This window comes from Pseudarthrobacter humi (assembly GCF_024294965.1).
In the GTDB taxonomy this organism is placed as follows: domain Bacteria; phylum Actinomycetota; class Actinomycetes; order Actinomycetales; family Micrococcaceae; genus Arthrobacter; species Arthrobacter humi.
This window is the reverse complement of the sequence record NZ_JANCLV010000028.1, coordinates 1-12,944: the sequence shown is the minus strand read 5'-3', so window position 1 is coordinate 12,944 and position 12,944 is coordinate 1. Positions and strand designations below refer to the sequence as shown.

Here is a 12,944-nt window from a genome sequence, read left to right as displayed (position 1 = left end):
CGATCAGACATTCTTCGATCTACCCCAACTTGGATGAGACGAACCACCCAAACCCGTCTCATTCAAGTTGGGGCAACCGCTCTAATCCGGCACCCTCTGCCTCAACTTCTTTGAGACAGGACAGTTGTCAGTGTGGCTTGCCAGCCTTGTTGGCGAATTGCCAAACGATCTGGCGAATCCTTCCAGCGAGTTGGCGGAGCGCTGGTGAGGTCGCCCGAAAACATGCACATAGTCAGCTCTGGATCGGGTCGTCGCTTGGCATCGGCGCCGGAGACCAAGCCCGAACGACCCTGAAGCCGAGCCTTTCGCCAACTCCGATGGCAACGCGAGCTGGCGGCGCCCTGTTCGTACGGGCGCATACTTCGGTCCGCTCGCCTGCACCGTTGCCAGCAAGGGACAGCGCGATTTCCCCGCTAGGCCAAGCTCCTCAGCTCGCCAACTGACTGGCAATTTCGCCATCTATCCTGACAAGCCACAGTCAGTGGAGTTTGTTGATTGCCAGGACAGTTGGCAATTAACACGCTAGTTGGCCAAACTTGCCAAGGGGCTGGCCTACGACGAGATCCGCGGCGTCGTCGTTCAAAACAGCGTGTCAAACTTCGACAACCTATGGCAGGGCCACCGCCTGCACGGCCCCCACCGGCCGCGACCACCACGACATCCGCGGCGGTCTCCATGGCAGCCTCGACCTGCATCCCGCCGTCGTACGAATCCTCACCATCGCGGTCGAGTACCTCGAGCTCTACTGGCCGATCACCCACGGTAAAAGGCCATGCTTCTGCACCCACGCCCCGAGCAAGGACGGCTCTACGCCTACCTACGGCCACGCCTGGAATGGATCGGGCCCGGAGAGCTATCGGATCAGCGACGGTGTCGTCGCTGCCCTGATAGCATCGCTCAGCCTACGCGACATCGAATTCCTCCCGCCCCGGTCGTGATGGCCGAACCCCACGGCGGATTTTTGGCCAACTCCGCTGGCAATAGTAGGCCGTCCGCGAGGCTGAGATAATCTCAATTCTCTTGGCCAACTACCTGCTGCGCTGGCCAAGAAGGCTGACAAGCCACAGAGTTGGCAATTCCGTCAGAAGACCCGGCAGCTTACGGGTTGGCGGTGATTGTGTCAGTTAATGTGGCAGCGCGATTTTGCTCGGTGGCACTGCGCGGAGCACGCCGCCCGCCGCAGGACTGATTGGTGGCTAGAACCGGACAGCCACAACCATGCAGCAACAGGATGAAACTACGTACATGCGGAACTGCCAAAGCGAATGACGATCAAACGCCGGACCTCTGTCAGTAGAACTGGCAGTTCCCCACGTCAGCACTGCCAGATTCACTGACAACGGACAGCTGTGCGGGGCATCAAACCTGGCCCTTTTCTCCCAAAACTTAGGGGCCTCAGAACACGTAATCTTCTACGCCCTGGACCCGCTGGCCTAGTCCGAATGTGGATGAATATCCAAATCAGTGCCTGTCACTTGGGTCCTCAGCTGATTTAGCCTGCTTAGGCTCTGTAGCGACCTTTCCCGATTATCAGTGGCAATGGCCAGGACCAGGGCGTGCCCGAGTATCAATCCGGCAGCGAGTTCACTGGCGGAGCTGGTCGTTGTCTGTGGAGTGGTCAGGATCGCGTCGACCCGGTCCGTTAGGGCGAGCCTCAAGGCTTCCGTGACGACGATGACTTTGGTGCCGGCCGCTCGGGCGCAGTCGATGGCGACGTCAATTTCCCGGAACAGCCGAATCGGCGCAAAGATCAGCAGAACATCGCCCTCCCGGAAAGTAATCAGGTCATCGGCCAGCCGGAATCCGCTCATGGAGATGGTGCGTGCGTCCAGTCCTATGCGGGACAGGGACAGGGTCATGAAGTCGGCGATGGAGCTGGCGGGTCCAAGCCCGAAGTTGAAAACGCGGGAGGCTGAGCTTAGGAAATCGACGGTTTGTGACCAGTCATCGCGGGACACGCCTTCCCTGAGCTGTTCTGCCAGCGAAATAGTGTCATCCAACGCCTTTCCCAGCCCTCTGTCCGTCGATTGGTAACTGGCCATCCTGTCGTCAAGTACTTCAGCCAGGTTCCGCCGACGGGAAAGGGACCCGATCAGTGACTTCTTCAGTTCCGGAAACCCCGTGTAGCCCAGCGATTTTGCTGTCCTCACAACGGTGGCATCACTGGACCCTGCCAGGGCGGCCAGCTCAGAAGCTGACGAGACGACTACATCGTCCTGGTTCCGGAGCATCCACGCCGCCAGCCTGCCTTCCGCTGGCGACAAGCCACTCCCCAACGCCGCGACACGCTCTTGGAGACTTGCGCCCATCAACTCTTCTGAAATTGACATTTCACTATTGACCTATCTTGTAGTGCGCACTACTGTGATTACCAACACAGGTTACAACGAATCGGGTAGTAATGGTATTGAACCGGAAACAGTACGACGTTGCGGTGATCGGTCTCGGAACCATGGGAAGCATGGCCCTCTGGCAGTTGGCAAAGGAGGGTGTCGACGCGATCGGGGTTGAACAATTCGGCGTCGGGCACGACCGCGGCGGCGCGGGCGGCGAATCAAGAATTTTCCGTCTGGCCTATAAGGAAGGACCGGAGTATGTTCCACTTCTGCTCCGCAGCCGTGAGCTCTGGCTCGAACTGAACTCACTGTCCCCAATACCCATCTTCCATCCTTGCGGGGCGCTCACCATCGGCCGGCCCGAGCACTCGGACCTTTCTCAAGTGTTCAACAGCATTGAACAATTCGGCCTGGATCATCGTGTCCTCAGTATCTCTGAGATGGCCGGTATCTATCCGCAGCATCGTCTCCATGAGGGGGAAGTGGGGATCTTCGATCCTGCAGGTGGCCTGCTGATCCCGCAGCAAGCCATCGAGGCTGCCGTCGGGGCAGCTAAGAACCACGGGGCCATTGTGCTCGAGCAGACAGAGGTCCTTGAGATCGATGCCAACTCCACCGGAGTAGCGATCGCTACAACAAATGGCACGATCCGTGCCAAGCGAGCGGTGGTGGCGGCAGGTGTCTGGTCCAAGAAGCTGCTACCCGGAAGGTCAGGCCGGTTCGAAATCCTGCGTTCGGTCCTGCACTGGTTTGGCACAAAAGATCCCGCGCTGTTTATGCCGGACCGGTTTCCGGTGGGGATCCGCCGAAGCGGACCAGATTCGAACTTTTCGTTTTTTCCGACGCTGGACGGATCCGAAATCAAATGCAATCTCCATATTGACAAGACTGCAGTCGCTGACCCGGATGCGTTTGACGGCACGATCAGCGAGGAGTACTCCGAGTTCGTGAAGGATCAGATCACTGGCCTGGTCCAGGGTTTGGACCCGGGCAGGATTCGGGCCAAGGGTTATCTGGACGGGTATAGCGCGGACAATCACCCGTTCTTTGGTGATGTTCCAGGACACGACAATCTCACCGTGCTGTCGGGCTTCTCCGGCCACGGGTTCAAGATAGCCCCGGCCATCGGGGAAGCGGTAGCCGAGCACGTGAGATTCCAAAGGACAACGATCGACATGTCCCACATGGCTTTCAACAGACAAATGGACGACAAAAAAGATCTTCTCGAAAGGAACAGCGAATGATTCGCATTGGTGTCGATGTTGGAGGAACATTTACAGATGTCACGGCGCTGGACACGGAGGCAGAGACCTTTCATGTACTGAAGCTCCCGACGACGGTAGAGGATCAGTCCAAGGCGGTAACCGAGGGGATTCTCGGTGTTCTGGAAGGAATCGGAAAGTCTCCGGCGGACGTGAGCTACTTGGGGCATGGCACGACCGCCGCCACCAATGCGCTGCTGGAGCTGCGCGGTGCCAAGACCGCTCTCCTGACGACCAAGGGCTTCGCCAACGTATTGGAGATCGCCCGTCAAAAAAGGCCTTCCCTCTATGATCTCTTTGCGGATAAGCCTCGGACCCTCGTGCCGAACAGTCTTACCGTGGAAGTTGATGAGCGTCTGTACTCGGACGGCAGCGCCCGAGTTCCACTGACTGAAGCCGAGGTGGCGAGAGTCGTCAAGCAGGTGAAGGCGCTCGACGTCCAGGCCGTGGCGATCTGTCTGCTGCACTCCTACCGGAACTCCCAGCATGAAGAAGCTCTGGAAGAAGCGCTTCGCAGCGCCATTCCGGACCTGTACATTTCCCGGTCCAGTGCAGTAGCGCCCGAATTCCGGGAGTATGAGCGGTTCTCCACGACAGTGATCAACTCCTTTGTCGGACCGGAAATGAACCTCTACGTCACTCGTCTGGAGGACCGCACCCGAGCTGCCGGAGTGCAGGTGGGCCTGAAGGTGATCCAGTCAAATGGTGGGCTCACGTCCCCCCGGGGTGTGGCGGAGAAGCCTGTGACCACGCTTCTTTCCGGCCCCAGCGCCGGAGTCATCGCGGCGATTTACACCGCCCAGGCTGCCGGTGTGGAGCAGCTGATCACGTTCGACATGGGTGGCACCAGTACCGATGTCTGCCTCATCCGGGGTGGCAGTGCCTCCACGGCGAGTGAAAGGGAGGTGGCCGGCTACCCCGTGCGCATTCCGTCAGTGAATGTCCACACCGTTGGTGCTGGCGGTGGAAGCATTGCGTCCGTCGATGCCGCCGGCGGGCTCAAGGTCGGCCCGGAAAGTGCCGGCTCATTCCCGGGTCCCGCCGCTTACGGGCACGGCGGGCAGCTTCCGACGACGACGGATGCCAACGTGGTGCGTCGCCGGCAGAATCCCAAGTATGCGTTGGGCGGCAAAATGCCGATCGATTCCGAAGCGGCGCAGGCCTCGTTGGAACGCCTCAGCAAAGAACTCGACATGGGTGTACTCGAAGCTGCCCGCGGTGTACACCGTCTGGCAAACTCCAACATGGGACGTGCGGTGCGCAAGGTTTCCATCGACGCCGGTGAAGACCCTCGGGAGTTCACCCTCGTGGCGTACGGCGGCGCCGGGCCTCTGCATGCTGTCGAGGTGGCTGCCGAAGTAGGCATGCGGAAAGTCCTGATCCCCCCATTCCCCGGGACACTGTGCGCGCTCGGCCTACTGGTGAGCGACGTTAAGACAGAGATGGCCAAGTCCTTCCTGGCCGCCGCCAGCCAGGAGAACCTTGAAGTGCTGAACCAGCACCTTGCCCAACTTGTGGATCAGGCGCACCGGTGGCTTGAAGAGGAGGCTGCCATTGCGATCTCACAGGAGGTTTATGCCACTGCTGACGTCCGCTATCCGCGCCAGAACTTCGAATTGGCCGTAAGGCTGCCTGCTTTGCATATGGATAACGAAACCCTGGCGGAGACCGTTGCGGACTTCCACGAGGCACATCAGCGCGCTTACGGGTTCTGTCATCCGGACAGCGTGCCCCAGATCGTCAACGTCCGTGTGGTGGCGCACGGTCATGTGCGTAAATATCCCTTGCCCACGATCTCCGCAGGCGCGGATACGGTCGTGACCGCCGCGGTAATCGACTACCGCGACGTTGATTTCGGCGCGGACTCGGGCCCTGTCAGTACTCCGGTGATGGACCGCGCTGCGCTGCAGGCCGGGAACCGTTTCAGCGGCCCCGCCATCATTGAACAATCCGATACGACAACCGTCATTCCACCGACTGCAACAGTCGAAGTGGACCGCTTTGGAAACCTGCTCATAGAGGTGGAACCGGCATGAAAATTACCAACAAGGTTGACTCTGTTACCGTCCAGGTCATCGGCAACGCTTTGCTCTCCATTGCGGACGAGGTCGGCTCCGTGCTGAAGCAGGCCAGTTACTCCACCAACATCAAAGAACGTTCCGACTGCTCAACCGCTGTCTTCAACAAGAACGGCCGGCTCGTTGCCCAGGCTGAACACATTCCCATCCACATGGGTTCGATGAAGGGCGCCGTCGACGAACTGCAACGGGCCCGCGGCTTCGATTCGCTGAAACCTGGGGACGTCTACATCACCAACGACCCCTACTCCGGCGGGGGAACCCACCTCCCGGACATCACGATGGTGGCCCCGGTTTTCCGCGAAGGACAACTGATCGGATTCAGCGCCAACATCGCCCACCATTCAGATGTCGGCGGGCACGTCGCAGGCAGCAACTCGGGAGACTCTACGAGCATCTTCCAGGAGGGCCTGCGCATTCCGCTGGTCCGCTTCACTGACGCTCAAGGCGTCAACGAAGACATCCTTGCCTTCGTGACCCTCAATTCCAGACTCCCCGAGGAACGACGCGGCGACCTATTGGCACAATCCTCTGCCGTCGGGATCGGGGCGACACGTCTGGTGGAACTTCACGATAAATACGGCACCGAAACGATGGAATCAGCCCAGGAAGAACTGCTCGAATACGGCAAGCGCCGACTGGCCGCGGCCGTCGCTGCATTGCCTGACGGCAACTACTCATACAGCGACTGGCTCGACAGCGACGTCGCCGGAGAAGATCCGATTCCCGTGGCGGTGACCGTAAGAGTGGCCGGCGATAACATTGAACTGGATTTTGAGGGCACCGGCCGGGAGGCGAAAGTGGCCGTGAACGTCGTTCGGTCAGCGCTAGAGGCGACAGTCTATTACTCCCTGAAAGCAGCGCTGGATCCCGACATTCCGGCCAACGGAGGCTTCTTCGACTCCATCAAGATTTTGGCACCCCTGGGATCGCTACTGAATCCCAAGGCCCCGGCCCCTGTCGCAGCACGCACAGACGCCTGCCAACGGGTCGCGGACGTCATCATGGGCGCCCTGGCGCAGGCCATCCCCACACGCATACCGGCCGGCTCACACAGTTCCATAACGTTCGTTACCTTCTCCGGCGGCAAAGAGGACTTCTTCGTCTATCCAGAGGTCGTTGCGGGCGGATTTGGGGCCCGTCCGAACAAAGACGGAATGGACGCAGTCCAGGTGCACGTCACCAACTCATCGAATCTGCCCATTGAAGCACTTGAACTCGAATACCCCCTGATGGTGGAGAGCTACGAACTGATTCCCGACTCAGGTGGTGCCGGCGAGTTCCGCGGAGGGCTGGGTGTCCGACGCGATATCCGCATCATGGGCGACGAAGCTGAGTTCTCCGCCCACGCGGACCGGCAAACCTACCCCCCGCGCGGATTCGAAGGCGGACTCGACGGCACCCCGGGCAGGTTCATTCTTCGCCCTGGAACTCCTCAGGAAGAAATCCTAAGCAGCGGCCGCGTCTCGGGCATCAAGCTGTACCGCGACGACATACTCCGGATTGAAAGCCCCGGCTCCGGCGGCTTCGGCCTCCCGCAGAACAGAGATCGCGGAAAAATCGACACAGACATCCGCGAACACCGGATATCAGCGGAGGCGGCCGAAGAAGACTACGGACACTGACGCCCCATTTTCGGCGGCGTACCACCAAATCAGGCAACAATTTTTCACACCCCCATGGCGGACACGCCAACAGAACAGGTGATCCAAATGAAGGTCAGAACTCTCGCTTTAGCTCTTCTCCCGCTCGCGATGCTCGCTACGGCCTGCGGCCCGGGCAATACCGCAGGCGCGGCAAATTACCCCACAAAGGCAATTGAAATGGTGGTTCCATTCAACGCCGGCGGTGCTACGGACATCGCAGCCCGCGTCATTTCAGAGGCCGCTTCCGATGACCTCGGCGTACCCGTCAACGTGGTCAACAAACCAGGGGCAAACCAAGTTACCGCCGTCGACTCCGTCAACAGGGCAGCCGCTGATGGGTACACCCTGCTGGCCGACGGCGCTGGATCCAGCTCGCTGCAGGCCCTCGCGCCCAACCTGCCCTACAAATGGCAGGACCGGAAGTTCGTGGCCCGAATCCTCAGCGGATCACACGTCTATGCAGTGGGCAAAGATTCCCCCGCCAACACTCTCGACGAACTAATGAGCCGGGCCAAGGCCAACCCTGGGAGTTTCAAGGTCGCCTGGCTTGGCGGCAGCAGTACCAGCGACTTCGCACTCCTGCAGCTGCTGGTCGCCAATGAAGTTGACGTCAGCGCCATCCAGCGCGTCCCGTTCCGCAGCTCCGGCGAGGCAATGATAGCCGCAGCGGCAAGCGATGTGGACATCGCCGTCGGAGGTGCAAGCGCAGCGTTCTCCCTGCACAGCTCAGGAGACCTGAAGGTGCTGGCATCAACCGGCAAAGTCCGCGAAACAAAACTGCCCGAGGTCAAGACCACTACTGAACTGGGCCAGCCCGATGTGAACATCCTCTACTGGGTTGGCGTGTCAGGCGCACCCAAACTGCCGGACACCGTCGCCGAAAAACTCGCAGCCAGCCTGACGAAGATCTCTGAAAATGAGGACTTCAAGAAGAAGGCTGACGGCGTGGCCATGACCGTCGACATCGCCACCGGCGAGGAATTCGCCAATGACGTCAAGGCTGAGGCCGAAACCTTCAAAGCACTAGCAGCTGAACTTGACTGAGATGAAGATCCATCTGGAACCGCAATCAGGGGGAACTGCCGCAAGACTCATCCGTCAACTGGGCGTTCCTGTCGTCCTGCTGGCTATTGCCCTCCTGACCATCGCTGACGGTCTACGAATCGTCACGAGCGGGCAGGACAACCAATCCGGATTCTTCATCCTTGCCATAGGCCTCTGTTTTGTCCTCTTCATCATCATCAGCAGCCCGTTGGCGCGTATCGGTCGCCCTCGTCGTCTTCCCCAAGGAACTTCCGCCTTGGCCGGCGAAGAGATAATGCCCATTCCGCAGACCGATCCCGCCGCTGAAGAACAACCAGCCGGATATATGAAGCAGGTCCTGATTGCCGTTGCACTCATCATCGTGTGGGCCCTCGCGCTCCCCTGGATCGGTTTCGCCATCAGCAACGGACTCTTTCTCATCGCCTTCATGATCCTTGTGGGCCGCAGGAAGATCCTCAGTTCTGTGCTGCTTGGCGCAGTCATCGGCGCCGGAACTGCCTTCGGATTCTCAGCACTGGGTGTTGTTCTTCCACAGGGAATATTCGGGATTTAGCAGAGGAATAAACACACCATGGACATCAACGTATTAGGCACCGGCTTCTTAGCCGTACTCCAACCCATGACACTACTTTTGGCGTTCCTGGGCTGCCTCATCGGGACGATGGTCGGAATGCTTCCAGGGCTGGGGCCGGTCTCGGCCGTCGCCATCCTCTTCCCACTCACGACCTACCTGGACCCGGCGACCGGGATCATCGTCCTTGCCTCGATCTACTACGGCGCAATGTATGGCGGTTCCACCAGCGCCATTCTGCTGAACATCCCCGGAGAGGTCTCGTCGGTGCCGGCAGCCATGGAAGGGTACAAACTCAAGATGAAGGGCAAGGCCGGGGCAGCCCTTTCCATGGCCGCCATCACCTCCTTCATTGCCGGGATCGCCGGCACCATCGGAATCATGATCATTGGCCCATCACTGGCCGGCCTGGCCCTGGAGTTTGGCCCCCCGGAACGCCTGGGCCTGATCGCGTTCGCCCTGACGGCCATCATCGGTGTTTCCGGCGCCAAAGTCAGCAAAGCCCTGGCCATGGGGGCACTCGGTATGATCCTGGCGTCAGTCGGGCTGGACCAGTCCAGCGGAACGGAGAGGCTGACATTCGGGTCCTCGGAACTGCTGCAGGGACTCGATATCGTTCCCGTAATGATGGGACTCTTTGGCCTGGCAGAAGTCATCCTTACCCTTACCCGGCCAGTCCCGAGCATGGAATCCGGAAAAATTGGGAGCCTTGTTCCCAGCCGGTCCGAATTCTCACGTGGGACCATGGCAGGAGTTCGAGGGACCGCCAGCGGCTTCTCGCTGGGTCTGTTGCCCGGCATGTTGCCATCGGTTACCGCTTTCCTCAGCTATGCTTCCGAGCGCCGTCGCTCCGAACGAAAAGGTCGCAAGGAATTCGGTAACGGCGCCATCGAAGGTGTCGCAGGACCCGAGGCGTCCAACAACGCAGCAGCCATGGCCGGATTCGTCCCACTATTCAGTCTGGGCATCCCAACCGGTCCCACCATGGCCCTTATCCTCGCCGCGCTGCTTGTCTATGGCGTCGTTCCCGGCCCGCAAATGTTCACAACCCAGGCGCCACTAACGGCCACGATCATAGCCAGCTTCCTCGTTGCCAACGTCATTCTGATCATCCTGAACCTGCCCATGGTAGGAGTATGGGTCCGGTTGGCCCGTGTCCCTTACGCCATTCTGGCCCCGATTATCGCCAGCTTCTGCATCCTGGGCGCATACCTGACACGTAACAGCTTCCTCGACGTCTGGGTATGCATCGCCTTCGGACTCATCGGCTGGGGCATGGCCAAGTGGGACCTCCCGGTCGCCCCGCTGGTCATGGGATTCATTCTTGGTCCCATGCTCGAGCTGGCGCTCCGGCAGTCCATGGCGATGTCTGCAACATTCTTCATGGAACGACCGATCTTCATCGCATTCTTCGCCCTCGCCATTATCTCGCTCATCGCCTCCGGACGCCTCCGCCGAACCGGCGCCGCCGTAGCCGACTCCGACTAGGAGAACCAAACTGTGAAACAACGCGTTGCTGTCGTAGGCGCGGGAGTTATCGGATCAGCCGTTTTCGCAAGCCTTTCAGAGGCAGGCAACGACGTAACCCTCTACGACAAAGGAGCACCAGGATCCGGATCCTCCGCCGTCTCTTTCGCCTGGATCAACTCGAACAATAAAACGCCGGAACCCTACTTTGAACTCAATAAGTCAGCGCTTCTTGAACACATTGAGAGGCAGCACAATGGAAGCCGCGCCTTCCACCAGACCGGCTATTACGAACTGGCCACCGAACAAGAACACATTGAACGTCTTCAGAACAAAGTCCAACGACTCGCTGACTGGGGTTACGACGTCGAAGTCCTTTCCCCTGACGCCGCTCAGTTGGCGCTGCCGGAGCTCGCATCCGCTACTGTCCGGGGGTTCAATGCATTCTTCCCGCAGGAGGGCTACTGCAATATTCCGGCCTTCATCGCCGAGTGCCTCGACACAGGACGGCGCAACGGCGGAAGGTCTATTCTCAGCGAAGTCCGCAACGTTGAAACCACCCCTTCCGGTGTGACGGTGCACCACCGCCACGGACCCAGCGAATCATTCGACCGGGCCGTCATTGCCGTAGGCCGGTGGACGCAGGACGTGACGGAGGGCTGCGGCATCAGCATTCCGATGCATGACGATCACACACCCGGGTCAGCAAATCTCGGCTTCCTGGCCGTTACCGGGCCAACCGCCGTGTCTCTGCGTTCGGTGGTAACCACGAGCGGTCTGGGCTTTCGGCCGGACGGACACGGACGTCTCATACTGCAATCCCTGCCCCTCGACGCGCAGGCCGACCTCGCCCGGCAGTACCCGCCCCGTGGCACCATAGCGAAGGAGTTTGAGCGGCGCCTTTCGAGCACCTTCAATACCGGCTTCCCGATCACCGTGGACCGGGTAAACGTTGGATACCGCCCATTGACAAAAGACGGCCTCACCATCGCAGGGTTCATGGATTCCAACGAGTCTTTGTATGTGATCGCAACACACAGCGCTATAACGCTTGCTCCGTTGCTGGCCCGATTTGCGGCGGCAGAGATCTCAGGAGACGTTGTCCAGACCTTAACTCCCTTTCGCCCGTCACGTTTCCGAGCCCCGTCCACGACCCATCCCGTTACAGCCGCACGTACACCCGGGGACCAATAACTCCCAGGCAAGCGGCGGAATCGATGGCCCAATATCCCCGTCACTGTAAATAGGGCACCTGCTTATCCCGGTTGGGGCCGACACCCCGAACGTCTGTTAGCGGCCATGAAAAACTGCCCACAGGCGGCCAGTTCGGTGCCGGTGGCGGCCACGAGGTTTGCCAGGTTACGGACATCAAAGATGCCCACAGACGGCCAGCCGAAACACACTCGGTGAGGGCCGGAAACCCCGCGAAATCACCCGGCGCCGCCACCATCGTCCGACGACCTCGAGCGAATACTCGAGCTGGGGAGAGCGCGAAGGCCTAAGTTGTGTCTCCCAATTGGCGTGGCTGGATCGCACCCATGGAGCGCGCGACATGCCCGGACAGTGACAGCGAGATGCTTCCTGGCCCGGACCGCAGAGGCTGGTCCGAGTCGACCGATGGTTGGGAATTCCCGGGCAATATGCCGCAGGCACAAGCAAAACAATGAATTGCGATACGAAAGGCAGCTCCATGGGAGACCATACAGATTGGAAGGATTTGGCCGGCAGGCAGGTCCAGGTTCAGAAAGAAGGCCGAACTATCCGGACCGGGTATGTCAAGGACGTAGCCGTTACTGCGGACGCTCTCTGGCTGGAAGCCTACGGCGCCGAACCTCGAACCCTGTATGAAAAAGCGCAGGGCTATACCGTCCTACCTATCCGACCCGGCGAAGTGAGCCCGTCATGAACATGCAGGATGTGGAACCCATCGAAATCAAGGTCCACGACAGGGCCTCCATGGACCGCAGCATCACTGCGGCGGTCGACCGGATGATCGAGAGCGCCAGGCGGCAACGGACGCACGGCATCCTGGTGACCCGGCTCGGAGACGGGCACTTCGTCGTCGGCCTCAGCAATGCAGTCCCCTTTGGCTACACGGATCAACTCGATTCCCGACGCCAAACCGCCTGACGGTCTGCGGACACTGTTCCCGCCCTTCCATCCGGTCGGCCCAAGAGATACCCGGGAGACACGCCCTGGGGCCCATCCCGTTCGTTAACGCGGCTCCACGGGCGTGTAGACATCTCGGTCGATACGCTACGGCCCTGCGGGACGCTTGAAGACCTGCCGGAAACCAGGCACGGTGCTTCTCCGGCCGAGCCGCAGATCATGGCGCCTGGCTCAAGAGCGTCCTGCCCACAGGCGGCCAACACGACCGTCTATTGGTGACCACCGGCGGGCAACCGGGGTGGCCACCCGCTTGAGTTCTAGCGATCGTTGCAACACCCCCGAATAATCGGGAGTCGCAACACCCATGGAATCACCATCGAAAAGTAGTCCTTCCTTAAAGAAAAAATCTCCTCTACCGGAAGAACCGGCGT

At 59.9% G+C, this 12,944-nt stretch carries 11 protein-coding genes and 1 pseudogene; 9 read left to right on the top strand and 3 right to left on the bottom strand.

Annotated features, from left to right (window positions below; all coding sequences use genetic code 11):
- Positions 1–536 precede the first annotated feature (536 nt).
- Positions 537–938, top strand: a complete 402-nt coding sequence (locus NFC73_RS20425) for a hypothetical protein (protein ID WP_254753266.1) — start codon at positions 537–539, stop codon at positions 936–938.
- Between the two features lie 495 nt (positions 939–1,433).
- On the opposite strand, the gene NFC73_RS20420 is transcribed toward NFC73_RS20425, so the two are convergent.
- Both NFC73_RS20420 and NFC73_RS21075 read right to left on the bottom strand, forming a co-directional pair.
- A complete protein-coding gene (locus NFC73_RS20420) occupies positions 1,434–2,042 on the bottom strand; it encodes a MurR/RpiR family transcriptional regulator (RefSeq protein ID WP_254753264.1) in 609 nt (202 codons plus the stop codon).
- A 45-nt stretch (positions 2,043–2,087) separates the two neighbouring features.
- A pseudogene (locus NFC73_RS21075) lies at positions 2,088–2,309 on the bottom strand (MurR/RpiR family transcriptional regulator); the annotation flags it as partial.
- Between the two features lie 92 nt (positions 2,310–2,401).
- Here NFC73_RS21075 and solA point away from each other — a divergent pair.
- The 8 genes from solA (at position 2,402) to NFC73_RS20380 (ending at position 12,534) form a co-directional block, all read left to right on the top strand.
- Entirely contained in the window at positions 2,402–3,580 is a 1,179-nt protein-coding gene (solA, locus tag NFC73_RS20415) for an N-methyl-L-tryptophan oxidase (protein ID WP_254753262.1), read from the top strand.
- Entirely contained in the window at positions 3,577–5,634 is a 2,058-nt protein-coding gene (locus tag NFC73_RS20410; RefSeq protein ID WP_254753260.1) for a hydantoinase/oxoprolinase family protein, read from the top strand. The genes solA and NFC73_RS20410 overlap by 4 nt, the downstream gene beginning before the upstream one ends.
- A complete protein-coding gene (locus NFC73_RS20405) occupies positions 5,631–7,301 on the top strand; it encodes a hydantoinase B/oxoprolinase family protein (RefSeq protein WP_254753258.1) in 1,671 nt (556 codons plus the stop codon). Before NFC73_RS20410 ends, NFC73_RS20405 begins: the two co-directional genes overlap by 4 nt.
- An 87-nt stretch (positions 7,302–7,388) precedes the next feature.
- Entirely contained in the window at positions 7,389–8,366 is a 978-nt protein-coding gene (locus NFC73_RS20400) for a tripartite tricarboxylate transporter substrate binding protein (RefSeq protein ID WP_254753256.1), read from the top strand.
- Position 8,367: 1 nt separating this feature from the next.
- Entirely contained in the window at positions 8,368–8,919 is a 552-nt protein-coding gene (locus tag NFC73_RS20395; protein WP_254753268.1) for a tripartite tricarboxylate transporter TctB family protein, read from the top strand.
- 66 nt (positions 8,920–8,985) lie between these two features.
- The gene (locus tag NFC73_RS20390) at positions 8,986–10,425 is read left to right on the top strand and encodes a tripartite tricarboxylate transporter permease (protein WP_254753254.1); all 1,440 of its coding nucleotides are present in this window, start codon (positions 8,986–8,988) and stop codon (positions 10,423–10,425) included.
- 12 nt (positions 10,426–10,437) lie between these two features.
- Positions 10,438–11,598: an NAD(P)/FAD-dependent oxidoreductase gene (locus NFC73_RS20385; RefSeq protein ID WP_254753252.1), complete on the top strand. Its 1,161-nt coding sequence runs from the start codon at positions 10,438–10,440 to the stop codon at positions 11,596–11,598.
- 708 nt (positions 11,599–12,306) lie between these two features.
- Positions 12,307–12,534 (top strand): hypothetical protein, encoded by a 228-nt coding sequence (locus NFC73_RS20380; protein ID WP_254753250.1) that lies wholly within the window; start codon positions 12,307–12,309, stop codon positions 12,532–12,534.
- Positions 12,535–12,744: 210 nt separating this feature from the next.
- Here NFC73_RS20380 and NFC73_RS20375 read toward each other — a convergent pair.
- Positions 12,745–12,944, bottom strand: a 200-nt coding sequence (locus NFC73_RS20375; protein WP_254753248.1) for a hypothetical protein, incomplete at its 5' end; no start/stop codon positions are given.

Bases quoted from the DNA above. Each gene is read 5' to 3' on its own strand.
- NFC73_RS20405 (WP_254753258.1), top strand. From the start codon at position 5,631: ATGAAAATTACCAACAAGGTTGACTCTGTTACCGTCCAGGTCATCGGC.
- NFC73_RS20420 (WP_254753264.1), bottom strand. From the start codon at position 2,042: ATGGCCAGTTACCAATCGACGGACAGAGGGCTGGGAAAGGCGTTGGAT.
- NFC73_RS20380 (WP_254753250.1), top strand. From the start codon at position 12,307: ATGAACATGCAGGATGTGGAACCCATCGAAATCAAGGTCCACGACAGG.
- NFC73_RS20400 (WP_254753256.1), top strand. From the start codon at position 7,389: ATGAAGGTCAGAACTCTCGCTTTAGCTCTTCTCCCGCTCGCGATGCTC.
- NFC73_RS20395 (WP_254753268.1), top strand. From the start codon at position 8,368: ATGAAGATCCATCTGGAACCGCAATCAGGGGGAACTGCCGCAAGACTC.
- solA (WP_254753262.1), top strand. From the start codon at position 2,402: ATGGTATTGAACCGGAAACAGTACGACGTTGCGGTGATCGGTCTCGGA.
- NFC73_RS20410 (WP_254753260.1), top strand. From the start codon at position 3,577: ATGATTCGCATTGGTGTCGATGTTGGAGGAACATTTACAGATGTCACG.
- NFC73_RS20390 (WP_254753254.1), top strand. From the start codon at position 8,986: ATGACACTACTTTTGGCGTTCCTGGGCTGCCTCATCGGGACGATGGTC.